The following is a 13,063-nucleotide window of genomic DNA, read 5'->3' as shown; positions in this document are numbered from 1 at the left end:
AAAACAGCCTGAGGAGGCCGTGGTGCTTGAAACACAAAATTACAAAAAAGGCCAAGATTTCCCGATTCCCGCGCAGGGCGTCGGCATCGTCCGGACCTTGTTCGTCAAGCGGCTGGAAACCGTCAACGAAGTCTTAAACGACCCGCAATCGAAGCGCGTCTTTAGCCGCGCCGATCTGGAGCAACTCGCCTTCGAGCAACTCATGCTCACGCAAATGGTCGTCCGCATGCGAGGAGCCGCCCATGCGTGACCAACTCCAAAACGCCGCCGCCGCTGTTGTCGGCTCTCTGATGCTGGCCGCGCCGTTCGCGCTGTGGCTCCTGGGCGTAGGCGGCTGATATGACCATCGACATGTCGAAAGTGTTCCTGATCCTGCGCCCGGCAACTGCTGCGGTTGTTCAAACAGTCATTCAGGACCGCCTTGACGCCCTGACCGACACAGAGTGCAACAACCCTGCTGTGCGCGCGGAGATGGACGCGGAGTGCGCGCACCTGCGCGTCGTCATTGGTCAGCTGGTGGAGCCAGAATGAAAGCCGAACGCATCGAAATGGCCGCCCTGGCCGCCGTCGCCGGCCCGCGCGCCACGCCGCAGGAAATCGAAACCTACGCCTACCTGGCCGGCTTCGAGGCTATCTGCCGCGAGATCGACGCCACGCCGATCGAGACGCGCATGGAGCGCGTTCAGGCCGTAAAGGATGGACTCGTGCGGCCGGTTGATGCCGAAGCCGTGCGCGCCGCGTTCTGGCTGCGCATGCCGCTGGGCGTGCGTACCGTCGCCATTATGTCGGCGGGGCTGCACAAGGCGCGCGCCGAAGACACCTTGAACAAGTTCAACGCCTTCGAGCGTGGCCGCGTGTGGGTGTGCCTTAACAAGTTGATCGGCGATCTGCAAATCGTACAGAAGTGCATGCAGGGGGGCGCGATGCCGTCGCCATCCGATCGGGACATGCACTGATGGCTGTGTCCTGGGGAATCCCAAAGCGCATGGCGCGCGCCGTTGAGGCCGTGTTCAAGCGCGACGGCGAAAAGAAGCATGCGGGCAAGCTCGACGTAATCGCGGACCTGATGTGGGATTTGGAGCGTATCCCGCTCGCAACCGATACGGGCGCCATCACTGGCGAGCCGGCCATCTGGCACGCCGCCGATATGGCCGTGCGCGCCGTGCACCAGTTCTGTCACACGTTGAAAACCGCGCCCGCGATTATCTGGGCGATTGCTGGCGAATGCACGCGGCGCGGCATCGCCGCACCGCGGGGCGACACCGACAAGGAAAAGATCACGCGCGCGCTCGACAAGGCATGGTGGCGCCGCCACTTGCGCACCGAATGGCGCCGCCGTTTCGAGCATACGTCGATCCAACTCGGGCTGACGCATCAAAGCGCAGGCGACCCGTACGTCTGCCGGGAAACCGCCTTCATGCAGGCCGCGCAGAACGCCGCCAATCTGGAGCTCCTGAAAAATCGCACGGCAACCAATGAGCACGGCCAGGAATTCACTGTTGCCGAGCTGGCCGAGAAGGGCATGGCAAACAAGACCCTGCGTCGGGGCGAGCTCATGACGCGGATCCGGGGTTTCGAGGAGGTGGCCGAGGCCCGCCGCGATGTCGGCATGTTCTGGACGATCACATGCCCATCCGAATTCCATTCGGTCGGCGGCACGAACGAGAACTACAACGGCGCCACGCCGCGCGACGCGCAAGCCTACCTCGTTCACACCTGGGCGCTCATGCGCTCGGCGCTCGCGCGCCAGGGCTTGAAGATGTACGGGTTCCGCATCGCCGAACCGCACACGGACGGCTGCCCCCACTGGCACATGCTCCTGTTCGTCGCTCCGACCGAGCAGCCGGCCAACTGGCACCCGCCATTGGCGACGCCATTCATTCAGCGCACCTCGGAAGAGGCCGCGACCCGCATCAAGCGCGTCATCACGCTGTATGCCCGCTACTACAACCCGCACGAAAAGGGCGCCGCGAAAAACCGCGTCAAGCTGGTGCGGATCGAGGCCGGCAAGGGCACGGCGGCGGGCTATATCGCCAAGTACGTGGCGAAGAACATCGACGGGACCGGCGTGGGCGATCACAAGTCTTTCGAGGACGGCCGCACCTATGTCGTCACCACCGACGAATTCGGCAATGAAACCATCACGCCTAGCCAGCGCGTGACCTACTGGAGCCAGGTGTGGGGCATTCGCCAGTTTCAGCAGATCGGCGGCGCTCCCGTGGGCGTGTGGCGCGAACTGCGCCGTGTGAAGGCCGAGGCGATCCAGAACGCGCCCGCCGCCGTCAAGGCCGCGCATCTGGCCTGCCAGAAGATCGAATCCGAAGACCCGGCGATCGCCAAGCAAGCCGACTTCGGCGCGTACATGCTCGCGCAGGGCGGGCCGACCGTGGGCCGTAGGGCGGCGATCAAGATCGCGGCGCGCGAAGTGACGATTAAGGGCCGGTACGCCACCTATACCGACGACAAGCCGGTCGGCGTTTACGCCGTCGCTTTCCCGAATGAGGTTTACGAGGGCGTGCATTACCGGTGGACGATCGAATCAAAAGATAGCGCGTCCGGGGTTGCCTTTGACTCTCCTCGGACTGGTGTAAATAACTGTACGCCGACCGCCACCGATGGCGGGCCGCAATGGAACGGTGAGGCCGTCCATGTGAAGGAAACCCGCGCCGAAAACCTCCAGACGTTCCGCGACCACTCCCCACGTTTTGACCGGGGGCACCTCTACAACCTGCAACGAAAGTACCAAGAATGAACGAAAGCGAAGAATTGGAGCGCCAGGCCGTGGCGCTCATGAAGCAATACGGGAAAAACCCGTTTTTTCCGCCAGCCCTTAAGGTCTTTTTCAGGCGTCTGGCGGTTCTTTTGAAGTGGAACGAACTGGAGAAAGCACTGTGAACGAAATCAAAAACAACGGCTGTATCGGCCACCCTGTCACCAACCTGCTGATCGAGGCCGAGAAGGAACGCGCCGCCGAGCGCCAGGCCAAGGCAAAACCGAAGGCGCCGGCCGCGCCGGCCGCCACGAAGCCAGCTCGCAAGAAGCCGGCCGCCAAGGCGAAATAAGGGGGCAGGCATGGCGAAGGAAAAGCCGGTAACGCTCGGGCACATCGACTGCCCGACTTGCGAGATGAAGGACGGCATGGCCGTGAAGATGGACAAGGGCGGGCACGCCTTCGGGTTCTGCGAGGACTGCGCACAGCAATTGTTCACCCGCAACCCGTTCAAGTCGAAGCGCCTGTTACAGCGCATGCGTCCTGTTACCGCGCCGACCGCGCCTGCGCCTGTTACTGAACCGAAGCCGGTCCCAGCGCCGGCCGCGCCGCAGGCCGCAGGCGACGTTAAATCGCCTGTGCCTGCGGAATCCATCAAACCCGAGCCGAAAACGCCGCCTGCGCCCGCTCCGGCGGCCGCACCGGCCAGCAAACCCGCGCCCGCGCCGTGGTTCGCGCCCATCATCGGCAAATCAGCGAGACAAGCAGCATGAACGAAGACCAACCCGAAGTGCTCGACCCGGCCAATCCGGCCCTGGACGAGATCGCGCGCCTGGCGGCGGGCGAAGAACAGGCGGCCGAGGCCGGCCGGAAAGAGGCCGAGCAGCCGAGCGCGCCCGACGCCATGGAGGCGCAGGCCTGGGCACAGATTCCGATGATGCTGGGCGGGCTGCTGGCGATGGCGATGCCCGAGGTTGCGCCGGCCTACACCGAGGATGCGTGCATGCGCTGGGGCGGCGCGATGGCGCTCCTGGCGAATAAGTACGGCTGGGAGGCCGGTTCAACGATGGCGAAATACGCGCCAGAAATCGCCGTCACGATGGCGTCGATTCCGCTGGTGGTCCCGGTGGTTCACGCGATCAAGGCGCGGCGCGAGGCGGCGGCAAGTGACGCGCCGACGCTGGCCGAAGCCGGGCAAGGCGAGCAGGGCGCCGAGCCGATGAAGGACGGCGGGCCGGTGGTCGAGGCGCAAGCTCCTGACTGGTTCGATTCCACAAAGGTGGCCGCGTGACGATCCTCGGGAAAGCACGCCGCGCCGCGCCGCCGGCCGCCGCGCCCGCCGACGCCGGCCAGGCGCCGGCCTGGGAACTGGTGGACGAGCCCGCGAAGGCAGCGCCGAAGCGCGCGGCCGGCGCGAGCCAGGGCACGAAGAACAAGGCAAAAATTCACGCCGTCATCGGCGCGTCGGGCACCGGCAAATCGAGCTACATCAAGGGCGAACTGTTGCGCGGGTATTCGCGCCTGCTGGTGTGGTCGCCGCTGGAGAAAACCGACAATTACGCTGGCTTCTGCAAAGGCGTCACCGTGCACAAGATCACGGACTTGGTGGCGGCGGTCCAGGCCGGGCGCAAGGCTATCGTGTACGTGCCGAGCGGCGACGACAAGGCCGTAAAACGTCAGTTTGATTTCTTCTGCCGGATCGTGTGGGAACTGGTGGGCGCCACCGTGCTAGTTGAGGAACTGTCGCGCGTCACGATGCCGTCATGGTCGCCGCCAGCCTGGCGGAACCTCTCGACCGCCGGCCGCCACCAGGGCTTGACCATCATCGGCGTGAGCCAGCGGCCGGCGCAGATCGACAAGGACTTCCTGGGCAACTGTTCCGAGGTCCGGTGCTACCGCGTCAACTACGACAACGACGCCAAGGTAATGGCCGACACCCTGGGCCTGCCTGACGAGTGGCGCCCGACCGGGCCAGGTGGCCGCGCGCAACGCGTCAAGGGCCTCAAGCTGGTGCGCGAACTGCCGAATTTTGAGTTTTTCCACAAAAACCCGGACCTGTCAGTCAGGCGCGGAATCAATAAGGCCCTGTAACAGTAACAGTAACAGTAACGGTTACAGGCCGTAGCGCAGGCGAAACCGGCGTGTCACCTTAGAACCCTGTTCCACCTGACAAACCCATTTTAGGAAAAACCATGAACAAAGAAGTCATCCAGACCGCGCTCATCGCCATCGTCGCTTTCGCTGTCGTCGCCGCCGTCCAGAAGCACGCCATGAAAGTTCCAGGCGTGGGCGACTACCTGCCAGGCGCGTAAGCCGGCAAGGCGTACCGAAACGGCCGCGCCGAGCATCCGCAAGCGCCGCCGCAATCCATAACCCATAGAAACAGGGAAAAACATGTCCTTCTACGATCAAATGATCGACCTGCAGAACGCCACCCCCGGCAACAATGCAATCCTGAAACTGTCGTATAACGCGACCTTCGACAAGCTGCACCTGATCCTGGGCGGCGGTCTGACCAAGGCGCACCTGGGCAAGATCGAGGGCAAGGCCAACGGCGTGACCTTCTACGAGGATCAGATTCCGCACATTGCCTCGCGTGACGCCTACCAAGGCATTTTCACGCAGGCCGATACCGTCACGATCGACTTTACCGAGCCGAACACCCGGGGCGGCGCCGCTGCACAATACCTGGCCGCGTTGCCGCGTAACCTGCTGAACTCGCTCACCTTCGAAATCGAGATTCTGCCGGCCGCGCCGAACACGATGACGCTGAAATGCGACGGCGAATATCGCGATCCGACCCAGAACCCGTTCATCCTGCGCCGCAAGCGTTTCACGATCCCGCTGGGCGTCGTGGGCGACAACGATTACACCCTGCCGAGCGGCAACGATGGCGGCCTGCTGAAGCGCATCTGGATTCACCATGCCAACATCGTGACCGCCGCCGAACTGCGCACCAACGGCACCCCGCGTATCCGCGCATCGGTCGCCGCGCTGGAATATTCGGCCAAGCGCGATCGTGTGGTTCCGCAGCCGGGCATCCTTGTGCTCGACTTCATCAGCGACGGCAACCTGATGAACATGCTTAACACCACCCAAGTCAAGGAAACCCTGCTGCGCCTGAAAACCAGCGCGGCCGGCCAGGCAACCGTCTATCTCGACTACGTCGACGATCTGCGCAAGCTGCACTGATCGGGGGTCAACATGTTTGACTTCGGACAATTCACGCAGGGCTACATCGACGGCGAGAGCTACGGCGTCAATGCCGATGTGTCGCGCGGCGACGCGCCGATGCAGCCGACCACGGCAACCGGCAACGGCTATGGCTACCACGTCGACAACGGCTGGCTCAACGCCCTGGGCGGCACCGTGCAAACGGCGCTGAATTATGCCCTGCTGCGTGACCAGCAAAAGATGGCGCAACAGACCGGCTATGTCTCGGTGCAAACGCCGCTGACGCCGACGCCGCAGGTCCAGGCGCAGATGCAGAACTCGCGCTTGCTGGTGCTGGGCCTGATCGGTGTGGGCATCGCGTTCGCTATGCGCGGGGGTAAGTAATGGCGCCCGGTGGCGGCATGCCGCCGATGCAGCTTGACATGGGTTCGTCGGCCAAGTCGGGCGATGCGCAAGGCGGCTCCGCGAGCGGCCAGGGCTGGGGCGCGCAGAACCAGGGCGACTGGATCATCCAGCGCACTGGTACGGGCGACAACACGGCAACGCCGGTCCCGAAAAGTTCGGGTGTCGTGCTGCTGGCCGTGGGGGCGGCGGCGGTGTGGTTCCTGACGCGATGAAAGGGACAGTCGAGCCGGGCCAGCTCGACGCCGCGGCGCGCGCCGCGTATGCGAAAGCATTCGACGCGCGCCGCGATACGACCGGGGGGCTTGGCGACATGGAGGCCTGCCTGAGCACGGCGACGCTGTTTGACGTCAAGTTGAACGGCGAAACCGTCGCCAGGTACGCGCTGGAACAGGTCAACCAGGCGCACGGCGTCGAGGTGTTCATTGTGGCTGCTGCCGGCGGCGTGCCCGGCTGCGATCTGGTCGCATCGCTCGTCCCGTACATCGCGCAGCAATGCGCAACCGCCGACTGCCTGACGATCAACACCCGGCGCCGGGGGCTCGTGAAAAAGCTCGAGCGCCAGGGCTGGGAACTGAGTTCCTACGTGATGAGGAAAAAATTATGAGCAGCAAATCGAGTGCGAGCACGCAAGCGAACCAGACGCAGACCAACAACACCGAAGATAACCGCATTGGCGTAGCCGAAGCCGGCTCGATCAACTTTTCGGGGTCCAACGGCAATAGCGTGACCGACCAAAGTACGACGATCAATCAGACCATCGACGCGGGCGCCGTGGGCCGCTCGTTCGATTTTGCCGAGGCAGTCACCAAGGGGTCGGCCAGCCTGGCGGCGGCGTCCGTGGGCGAAATGGGAGACCTGAGCCGCGACGCGCTGGGCGCCGTCAAAGATGCCTACGCCGATTCCGGCGAACTGGTGCAAAAAACGTCCCTGGCGTCGATCAACGCGATTACTTCGGCAAATTCCAAGGTCAATGATGTGCTGGCCGACGCGTACCGCACGAGCAAGGCCGGCGAGCAAAAAATGCTGGCGTTCGGTGTGGTGGCAATCGTCGGCCTCGCGGCGGCGAAAGTGATGGGGGCGCGATGAGCTACCGTGTCTTTACGCTGAAAGCCGGCCAGCCGGTACAAATCCCGGTCCAGGGGAAAGTGATTCTTGTCGACGATACCGGCGAGGCCGAAGGCGTCGACATTACGCCGATGAAGGGCGGGGCGACATTCACGAAGATGCCGAAGCGACAAAAGGCGTTCAAGTGCTTTGCCGACTACGACGCGATCATTCTGGAGGCTGCGGTTGATTGCGTGGTGTCCATGTTCCTGAGCCAAACCGATGTGAGCCTGGGTTTTGCCAGCGGCGCGCTTGTCAACGTCATGGGGCAAGTTTCTATCGGCAACGATCCAGACAACCGTGTCCCGGTCGATATCGGCGGGGGTTTGATCGAGGTGACGGCGTCCAATGTCGGCATCAACAACACAGACGAAACGGCTGTGCCGATGCGTCAGCGGCCGGCTGATGTGTTCGCAGTCCAGGTCAAGAACAGCGACGCAAGCGCGATGCCTGTCGTCCAGAAGGGCGGCGCCGAATTCGTGACGCGTGGTTATTTGGCCGCGATCGTTACCGATGTGGCGCCAGTAAATATGACGGAAATCCGTGGGCCGGTGCTCGCTGTCGGGGCGGCGCGTCGTGGGTTCCGCATCAAAAACGTGGGCGCTGGTGCTGTTGCCATCGGTGGCGCAGGCGTCACGATTGACAACGCCGTGGTGCTGATCCAGCCGGGCGAAACGTGGAATGAGAACGAAGCGCCGGGCGCCGCCTGGCATGGCGTCTGCGCGGCTGGGACGAGTTCTACCCTCAACATTCAGGTGATTGCATGATGAAATTAAAGTTCTTCCGCGCGCTGTGCTTTGCTGCCACGTTCATGGCGGCGACGGCGCCGGCACAAGCGGCCGGCCCGGCCGGCATCGTTGAGAAGCTGTACGTGCGGCCGGCACCTGGCGCTGTGCCTGTTTCCTATGCCGACAAGTTCACCGGCCAGCCGATCAGCATCAAGGATTTCGGCGCATCGCCTGCCGCACCTGCAGCCGTCAATACTGCCGCGATCCAGAAGGCGATCGACGCCGCGCGCAAGATCGGTGACGGCTTTAATACGTCTTCGTCGGGGCGCGTGTATGCACCAAGCGGCGTCTACAAGGTCAACGGGCCGATTAAGCTCTACAACGGGACGTTTCTTGACGGCGAGGCGGCCGGGGCGGTGATTTTTGAGCAACAGGACGCAACCAAAAACACATTCGAAAACGTCGATCAAGTCACCTATGTGGACAACACGCTGACGATCAAGCGGGTGAATGTCAAGTATGTGACGCGGGCGGCGAATGCCGGCGTCTACGCTTTCAAGATCGCCTCCAGTACGGCGATTGCTCCCGTCTTTGAAGATGTGACCGTGTTCAATGCGCCGACCGCGTTTTACTTCGAACTGACCATCAATCTGTCGATGAATCGTACCTATTCGATCAATGCGGCGCTCGATGCCTACGTGTTCGGAAGTACGGGGCCGGGGGGCGTGTTCCACAACAGCGCCGCCAACATCGTGGCGTCGTATGCGGCCGGGAGTGGTGGCGCCGGCTTCTCCGGCACGCTGATCGGCTCGACGCTGGCTGGTGTGGCTGCTGACCGCAATGGAACGGGCTTTCAACTGCGCCTGATGAGTTCCAGCCTGGCGGGGTCGGCTGAGGGTAACGCTTCGTTCGGTGTCCAGCTGACAAACAGCGAGGCATCGGCCGTGCGCGTCTATGTGGTGGGAGCCGTGGGCGCGGCCGGGGGCATTTGGCTTGCCGATTCCAAGAACATCACATTGCTTTCGCCTGTCGTCGAGTGGGGCGGCGCCGGGACCGGCTACGGGCTGCGCACGAGCGGCACAACCAAGGGCGTAACAGTGTTTTCGCCGTCGATTCAGCCATTTGCGCAGGGAGCTTACAACGATGCGTCTGTACTGACATTTATTGACGGTCCCAACCTGGCGCGCGGTCTGCTGCCGAGTGAGAACCAGGGCGCTTTTGCGTCGGGCTTTTCGGCCGGGTCCGGTGCTGGTGGTGCAACTGGCACGGCGGGCTTCCGCGTCGCGGGGGCGAACGGATACGGGGTTTCCCTGGAGGCCTGGGACGATTCCGCGCCGCGCTGGGGGTTGTTCGGGTTTTCCGGTACGACGCGCAAACCAATCATTGAGGGGCTGTACCTGTCGAACGATATTCAGGTGAACGGCGCTTTCGTCCTCAAGTCGCCGAATGGCACGAAATACCGCATCCGCGTAACCGATGCCGGCGTGCTCACTGGTGAGTTGGCTGTGGAATGAATAAGAAACTGATCGTTGTCGGGCTGGCGGCGGTGGCTGTGCTGCTGCTGGCTGGTGAGAGCGACGAAATCGACAACCCAGCATACGAGGCGCCTGATCTGATCGACCAGGCCGCCGCCTTGTGGGACGACATAACAGATATTTCAGGGGGTGTAATGAGTTTGACTGAGCAAAAAAACGTGGCGGCATTCTTGAAAATGATCCGCACGGCCGAGGGTACGGCCGGGCCGGATGGATACCGGACATTGGTAGGTGGGAGCCTGTTCAACAGCTTCGCCGATCATCCGCGCAAGCTGGTGACGATCCTCAGCAACGGGCGCCCGATTACGTCGAGCGCGGCCGGTGCCTATCAGATCCTGACGCGCACCTGGGCGGGCGTGAAGGGCAAGTTGATGCTGACCGACTTCACGCCGGCCTCGCAGGACCGGGCCGCCGTCGAACTGATCCGACAGCGCGGCGCGCTCGCCGATGTGAGGGCAGGGCGCTTCGGCGATGCGCTGACGAAGTGCCGCAAAGAGTGGGCCAGCCTGCCAGGCGCCGGCTACGGCCAGCCGGAAAAGAGCGTGGGCGCCCTGTTCGCCGCCTACGTCAACGCGGGCGGGAGCGTCGCATGAAGACCGAAGACATGATGGATTTGGTGCTGGGCCTGGCGACGGTGGCGATTGGCTGGCACCTCTACAAAATGTACAAGGTGAGCCAGACGCCGGAGAACCCGCCATTGCAAGGCATCCCGGCGGCACCGGAAATTCAGCAAGACGCCAACGGCAATTACTTCTTCGACATGGACAAACTTTTTGAGGGGGTGCTGTGATGCTGAATCGATATGTCATCGTGGGCGCCGTGGCCGGCCTGGCCGTGGTGCTCCTGCTGGTAAAAAAAAACGGGATTGCGGCTGTGGGTGCGGAACTGGGGGGCGCGGCTGTTGATATGGCCGGCGGCGTCGTGGCCGGCGCCGCGCAGGGCGTGGGCGATGTGCTCGGCATCCCGCGCACCAACGAAACCGAGTGCGAAAAGGCGATGCGTGAGGGGCGCTATTGGGACGCGAGCTTTTCGTGTCCAGCCGGGACATTCATCGGCGGCGCCGCCACCGATGCCTATAACAACGTGAAAGGGTGGTTTGAGTAATGAAGATCAAGGACATCATTCCGCCGCCGGTGTCGGTGCTTCGCGAGGGCTTGATTGTCCTGGGCGGCATCCTCATCGCGGCCTATGTGATTAGCCGGTTCCCCAAGCTGAAAAGCTTCGTCGTGGAGAACAGCGTCACCGTGAACGATTCGCAGGGCAACAACATCTGGTAGTACAACCAAAACAAGGGGAAAGAGCATGAAAAAAACGATTCTCAAGCGCCTGAACGAGCGCTCTACCTGGGCGGGCCTGGCCGCGCTGGCCGTGCTGTTCGGCGTCGATGCCGTCAAGGCGAATATGGTGGCCGAAGCGATGGCCGGGCTGGCGGCGGCGGCGGCCGTCATCATCCCTGACGGTGCGGTAGTGCCGGCGGCGGGTCAATAATGAGTGCGCTGGAACTGTTCCAGCTTCTGACCAGTTCCGGCATCTTTACGGGCGGGCTGGCGGCCGGCGCCTGGGTGCTGCGCACCGAGCGCCGGATCATGCGGTTGGAAGTGAAAGCCAAAATCGCGTAATCGATTTGTTGCAGTGGGGAACGTGAACGGCTAGGATCGCGTTTTACAACGAAACAGGGATTGCGATGAAGAAGGTACTGGCCGCGCTGGCGGTTCTCGTTTGCGTCGGGGCGCAAGCGCAAACGGGCGCCAGGGGCACACTGCAATGGAAGTGCGAAGGTACTAGCCGGGACAGCATGCAATGCGTCGTGAAGAACACTGGCAAGCGCCCGGCCGGGATATGCGTCGATGTGGTCAAGGTCTGCAAAGAGGGAAACCACTACGCGCAGATGTGTACCGGGCAGCTACAGCCCGGCGAGACGGCGTCCAAGGTCGTTTCCGGGTTCGATCCCAAGGTCAAGCTGCTCGAGCGGTGTGTCGGCGTCGAGTACGGGGATAGCGTCATCGAGTGATTTTGCAGGCTGGGTGAGCGCGATCACTGTGCCGCTCACCAGGCCAAGCCTCGGCGCCAGGGCGCCGAATCCCATCTGCCGATGTCGAAGGTCGGCTTCCATGTGCTTTAACCTGAGAATCTCGGGAACCCACCAGGGCACGCGCCGCTTGGCGTTGAGCCAGTCGCGCACGGTGCGCTCGTCGCGGCGTAGGCGCTTGGCCAGCACGGGCAGCGGGACGCCCATCGCGTAGTAGGCCATTTCGGTAGGGTTGCCGTATCGCAGATTCGGATATCGCACTGGTGAGCCTCCTGTGGTCGAGTCGAAAAAAAGCCTGCGGTGTGATAGTCGCAGGCTGTTGAGTTCCGGTCTGTGCGGGCCGGGCTAGAGCGTTTTTGTTCGATGTGCGTGCCTGTCCCCGTTTTCGCATAATCTATATTATGTTAAATCCGTTCTCCGTACACGCGTCGATGCAGATCCGGAAGATTGCCAAGCTGGCGGTAAGCCGCGCCACTGTTGCTCATCCGGCGGCGGCCCGCTGGTCTACCCTCGTGGTGACGCGGCCATTCAGGCGTGCCGCATGACTTACGGGTTAATCCCTGCGCGGCAAGCACTGCCGTTCGTGCTCTCGCCCTGTTCGTGTCCGTTCGGGCTGAACGCCGGTGGCGTCGTGCGCGAACAGAAAATCGTCGCGGCCGGAAGTCGGCAGCTGCTATGGAGCGCGCCGATCCGGCGCCGGGCCGCGCGCCCTCGAACCACCCAGCTGCCCGCTGGCGGCAGCCAGCACGCTCGACGCAGCACCGAAGCGCAATTGCTGTTCGTCGACCATCGTCCAACCAAGCGGCGGGCGGCGCTGCGTGCGGTGCCGCGCCTTGCGCCTCCCGCGCAATAGCGCCCATGCCGGCGCGCCGGCGGCGCTCCCGTGTCACCGTGTCGTACGCGCCAGCGCGACCGGCGCGAGTGCGGCGGCATGGAGCTGCGATGAGGTTTCGCCGTCGGCACCTCGATCGCCATCTGCACCGCAGCGGACAGCTGGGCTGCCGCATTATCCGGCTCGGCGGCCGCTGTGGGCTCGGGTTCGGTACCGCCGTCCCTGAAGGCCCGATGTTGCGGGCTTCTCCGGTCCGCGCGCCGCCAGCCAGGCCGATCGCGGACAGTGCCGCGCCGGCGATGCACTCGGCACCGCCGGTTACGCCGGCTGCGATAGCACGGCCGGCCCTGGTCGATCCTACGGCCCGCACATTGGACGCGCGCGAACCATGAGCGTGCGGCGCAGCCTCTGCCGGCCGTGCCGGGGCAAGAGCGCTCCCGCCCTGCGCAGTGCCCTGCAATGAACATGAACTCGACAATATATATGCTAATGTCGAGTTCGATGTCCGTCTGGCTCGCAGCGCGCCGGCCACGATCGTCGGCCAAG

24 protein-coding genes are annotated in these 13,063 nt (G+C 63.4%); 23 read left to right on the top strand and 1 reads right to left on the bottom strand.

The genetic code is table 11. The annotated features are described in order from the left end of the window. Positions 1–22 precede the first annotated feature (22 nt). From ACFPAH_RS20255 to ACFPAH_RS20150, 22 genes are all read left to right on the top strand, one after another. Complete coding sequence (locus ACFPAH_RS20255) at positions 23–250, top strand: hypothetical protein (protein ID WP_379748929.1); 228 nt, start codon at positions 23–25, stop codon at positions 248–250. Positions 251–339: 89 nt separating this feature from the next. Next, positions 340–531, top strand: coding sequence for a hypothetical protein (locus ACFPAH_RS20250; RefSeq protein WP_379748927.1), 192 nt, complete (start codon positions 340–342; stop codon positions 529–531). Then, entirely contained in the window at positions 528–956 is a 429-nt protein-coding gene (locus ACFPAH_RS20245; RefSeq protein WP_379748925.1) for a hypothetical protein, read from the top strand. The genes ACFPAH_RS20250 and ACFPAH_RS20245 overlap by 4 nt, the downstream gene beginning before the upstream one ends. Before the next feature lie 29 nt (positions 957–985). After that, entirely contained in the window at positions 986–2,752 is a 1,767-nt protein-coding gene (locus ACFPAH_RS20240; RefSeq protein WP_379748923.1) for a replication endonuclease, read from the top strand. After that, entirely contained in the window at positions 2,749–2,895 is a 147-nt protein-coding gene (locus ACFPAH_RS20235; RefSeq protein ID WP_379748921.1) for a hypothetical protein, read from the top strand. The genes ACFPAH_RS20240 and ACFPAH_RS20235 overlap by 4 nt, the downstream gene beginning before the upstream one ends. Next, on the top strand, positions 2,892–3,062 hold the full coding sequence (locus ACFPAH_RS20230) for a hypothetical protein (RefSeq protein ID WP_379748919.1): 171 nt from the start codon (positions 2,892–2,894) through the stop codon (positions 3,060–3,062). Before ACFPAH_RS20235 ends, ACFPAH_RS20230 begins: the two co-directional genes overlap by 4 nt. 10 nt (positions 3,063–3,072) lie before the next feature. Beyond that, positions 3,073–3,483, top strand: a complete 411-nt coding sequence (locus ACFPAH_RS20225; protein ID WP_379748917.1) for a hypothetical protein — start codon at positions 3,073–3,075, stop codon at positions 3,481–3,483. Continuing rightward, positions 3,480–4,001, top strand: coding sequence for a hypothetical protein (locus ACFPAH_RS20220; RefSeq protein ID WP_379748915.1), 522 nt, complete (start codon positions 3,480–3,482; stop codon positions 3,999–4,001). The genes ACFPAH_RS20225 and ACFPAH_RS20220 overlap by 4 nt, the downstream gene beginning before the upstream one ends. After that, on the top strand, positions 3,998–4,801 hold the full coding sequence (locus ACFPAH_RS20215) for a hypothetical protein (RefSeq protein ID WP_379748913.1): 804 nt from the start codon (positions 3,998–4,000) through the stop codon (positions 4,799–4,801). The genes ACFPAH_RS20220 and ACFPAH_RS20215 overlap by 4 nt, the downstream gene beginning before the upstream one ends. Before the next feature lie 303 nt (positions 4,802–5,104). Beyond that, a complete protein-coding gene (locus tag ACFPAH_RS20210; protein ID WP_379748911.1) occupies positions 5,105–5,902 on the top strand; it encodes a major capsid protein P2 in 798 nt (265 codons plus the stop codon). Between the two features lie 12 nt (positions 5,903–5,914). Then, positions 5,915–6,268 (top strand): hypothetical protein, encoded by a 354-nt coding sequence (locus ACFPAH_RS20205; RefSeq protein WP_379748909.1) that lies wholly within the window; start codon positions 5,915–5,917, stop codon positions 6,266–6,268. A gap of 26 nt (positions 6,269–6,294) precedes the next feature. Beyond that, complete coding sequence (locus tag ACFPAH_RS20200) at positions 6,295–6,501, top strand: hypothetical protein (protein ID WP_379748907.1); 207 nt, start codon at positions 6,295–6,297, stop codon at positions 6,499–6,501. After that, positions 6,483–6,893: a hypothetical protein gene (locus tag ACFPAH_RS20195; RefSeq protein ID WP_379748905.1), complete on the top strand. Its 411-nt coding sequence runs from the start codon at positions 6,483–6,485 to the stop codon at positions 6,891–6,893. The genes ACFPAH_RS20200 and ACFPAH_RS20195 overlap by 19 nt, the downstream gene beginning before the upstream one ends. Next, positions 6,890–7,375, top strand: coding sequence for a hypothetical protein (locus ACFPAH_RS20190; protein WP_379748902.1), 486 nt, complete (start codon positions 6,890–6,892; stop codon positions 7,373–7,375). The genes ACFPAH_RS20195 and ACFPAH_RS20190 overlap by 4 nt, the downstream gene beginning before the upstream one ends. Further along, positions 7,372–8,160 carry a hypothetical protein gene (locus ACFPAH_RS20185; RefSeq protein ID WP_379748899.1) on the top strand — a complete coding sequence of 263 codons (789 nt, stop codon included), beginning with the start codon at positions 7,372–7,374 and terminating at the stop codon, positions 8,158–8,160. Before ACFPAH_RS20190 ends, ACFPAH_RS20185 begins: the two co-directional genes overlap by 4 nt. Then, entirely contained in the window at positions 8,157–9,635 is a 1,479-nt protein-coding gene (locus ACFPAH_RS20180; protein WP_379748897.1) for a glycosyl hydrolase family 28-related protein, read from the top strand. The genes ACFPAH_RS20185 and ACFPAH_RS20180 overlap by 4 nt, the downstream gene beginning before the upstream one ends. Then, positions 9,632–10,249 carry a glycoside hydrolase family 104 protein gene (locus ACFPAH_RS20175; protein WP_379748895.1) on the top strand — a complete coding sequence of 206 codons (618 nt, stop codon included), beginning with the start codon at positions 9,632–9,634 and terminating at the stop codon, positions 10,247–10,249. The genes ACFPAH_RS20180 and ACFPAH_RS20175 overlap by 4 nt, the downstream gene beginning before the upstream one ends. Next, positions 10,246–10,446 (top strand): hypothetical protein, encoded by a 201-nt coding sequence (locus tag ACFPAH_RS20170; protein WP_379748893.1) that lies wholly within the window; start codon positions 10,246–10,248, stop codon positions 10,444–10,446. The genes ACFPAH_RS20175 and ACFPAH_RS20170 overlap by 4 nt, the downstream gene beginning before the upstream one ends. Beyond that, on the top strand, positions 10,446–10,760 hold the full coding sequence (locus tag ACFPAH_RS20165) for a hypothetical protein (protein ID WP_379748891.1): 315 nt from the start codon (positions 10,446–10,448) through the stop codon (positions 10,758–10,760). Before ACFPAH_RS20170 ends, ACFPAH_RS20165 begins: the two co-directional genes overlap by 1 nt. Continuing rightward, the gene (locus ACFPAH_RS20160; RefSeq protein ID WP_379748889.1) at positions 10,760–10,933 is read left to right on the top strand and encodes a hypothetical protein; all 174 of its coding nucleotides are present in this window, start codon (positions 10,760–10,762) and stop codon (positions 10,931–10,933) included. The genes ACFPAH_RS20165 and ACFPAH_RS20160 overlap by 1 nt, the downstream gene beginning before the upstream one ends. Positions 10,934–10,958: 25 nt before the next feature. After that, positions 10,959–11,144 (top strand): hypothetical protein, encoded by a 186-nt coding sequence (locus tag ACFPAH_RS20155; RefSeq protein ID WP_379748887.1) that lies wholly within the window; start codon positions 10,959–10,961, stop codon positions 11,142–11,144. After that, the gene (locus tag ACFPAH_RS20150) at positions 11,144–11,275 is read left to right on the top strand and encodes a hypothetical protein (protein ID WP_379748885.1); all 132 of its coding nucleotides are present in this window, start codon (positions 11,144–11,146) and stop codon (positions 11,273–11,275) included. Before ACFPAH_RS20155 ends, ACFPAH_RS20150 begins: the two co-directional genes overlap by 1 nt. A gap of 284 nt (positions 11,276–11,559) precedes the next feature. On the opposite strand, the gene ACFPAH_RS20145 is transcribed toward ACFPAH_RS20150, so the two are convergent. After that, positions 11,560–11,946, bottom strand: coding sequence for a hypothetical protein (locus ACFPAH_RS20145; protein ID WP_379748883.1), 387 nt, complete (start codon positions 11,944–11,946; stop codon positions 11,560–11,562). A 280-nt stretch (positions 11,947–12,226) separates the two neighbouring features. Here ACFPAH_RS20145 and ACFPAH_RS20140 point away from each other — a divergent pair, with 280 nt between their 5' ends. Then, positions 12,227–12,538, top strand: coding sequence for a hypothetical protein (locus ACFPAH_RS20140; protein ID WP_379748881.1), 312 nt, complete (start codon positions 12,227–12,229; stop codon positions 12,536–12,538). The last annotated feature ends 525 nt before the right edge of the window (positions 12,539–13,063 follow it).

Source organism: Massilia sp. GCM10023247, assembly GCF_042653325.1.
Lineage (GTDB): Bacteria > Pseudomonadota > Gammaproteobacteria > Burkholderiales > Burkholderiaceae_D > Telluria.
Note: the sequence above shows the minus strand (reverse complement) of the source record. Positions and strands in the feature narration are given on the sequence as shown.

Bases quoted from the DNA above. Each gene is read 5' to 3' on its own strand.
- ACFPAH_RS20250 (WP_379748927.1), top strand. From the start codon at position 340: ATGACCATCGACATGTCGAAAGTGTTCCTGATCCTGCGCCCGGCAACT.
- ACFPAH_RS20245 (WP_379748925.1), top strand. From the start codon at position 528: ATGAAAGCCGAACGCATCGAAATGGCCGCCCTGGCCGCCGTCGCCGGC.
- ACFPAH_RS20240 (WP_379748923.1), top strand. From the start codon at position 986: ATGGCGCGCGCCGTTGAGGCCGTGTTCAAGCGCGACGGCGAAAAGAAG.
- ACFPAH_RS20235 (WP_379748921.1), top strand. From the start codon at position 2,749: ATGAACGAAAGCGAAGAATTGGAGCGCCAGGCCGTGGCGCTCATGAAG.
- ACFPAH_RS20225 (WP_379748917.1), top strand. From the start codon at position 3,073: ATGGCGAAGGAAAAGCCGGTAACGCTCGGGCACATCGACTGCCCGACT.
- ACFPAH_RS20220 (WP_379748915.1), top strand. From the start codon at position 3,480: ATGAACGAAGACCAACCCGAAGTGCTCGACCCGGCCAATCCGGCCCTG.
- ACFPAH_RS20210 (WP_379748911.1), top strand. From the start codon at position 5,105: ATGTCCTTCTACGATCAAATGATCGACCTGCAGAACGCCACCCCCGGC.
- ACFPAH_RS20205 (WP_379748909.1), top strand. From the start codon at position 5,915: ATGTTTGACTTCGGACAATTCACGCAGGGCTACATCGACGGCGAGAGC.
- ACFPAH_RS20200 (WP_379748907.1), top strand. From the start codon at position 6,295: ATGCAGCTTGACATGGGTTCGTCGGCCAAGTCGGGCGATGCGCAAGGC.
- ACFPAH_RS20190 (WP_379748902.1), top strand. From the start codon at position 6,890: ATGAGCAGCAAATCGAGTGCGAGCACGCAAGCGAACCAGACGCAGACC.
- ACFPAH_RS20185 (WP_379748899.1), top strand. From the start codon at position 7,372: ATGAGCTACCGTGTCTTTACGCTGAAAGCCGGCCAGCCGGTACAAATC.
- ACFPAH_RS20180 (WP_379748897.1), top strand. From the start codon at position 8,157: ATGATGAAATTAAAGTTCTTCCGCGCGCTGTGCTTTGCTGCCACGTTC.
- ACFPAH_RS20175 (WP_379748895.1), top strand. From the start codon at position 9,632: ATGAATAAGAAACTGATCGTTGTCGGGCTGGCGGCGGTGGCTGTGCTG.
- ACFPAH_RS20170 (WP_379748893.1), top strand. From the start codon at position 10,246: ATGAAGACCGAAGACATGATGGATTTGGTGCTGGGCCTGGCGACGGTG.
- ACFPAH_RS20165 (WP_379748891.1), top strand. From the start codon at position 10,446: ATGCTGAATCGATATGTCATCGTGGGCGCCGTGGCCGGCCTGGCCGTG.
- ACFPAH_RS20160 (WP_379748889.1), top strand. From the start codon at position 10,760: ATGAAGATCAAGGACATCATTCCGCCGCCGGTGTCGGTGCTTCGCGAG.
- ACFPAH_RS20155 (WP_379748887.1), top strand. From the start codon at position 10,959: ATGAAAAAAACGATTCTCAAGCGCCTGAACGAGCGCTCTACCTGGGCG.
- ACFPAH_RS20150 (WP_379748885.1), top strand. From the start codon at position 11,144: ATGAGTGCGCTGGAACTGTTCCAGCTTCTGACCAGTTCCGGCATCTTT.
- ACFPAH_RS20140 (WP_379748881.1), top strand. From the start codon at position 12,227: ATGACTTACGGGTTAATCCCTGCGCGGCAAGCACTGCCGTTCGTGCTC.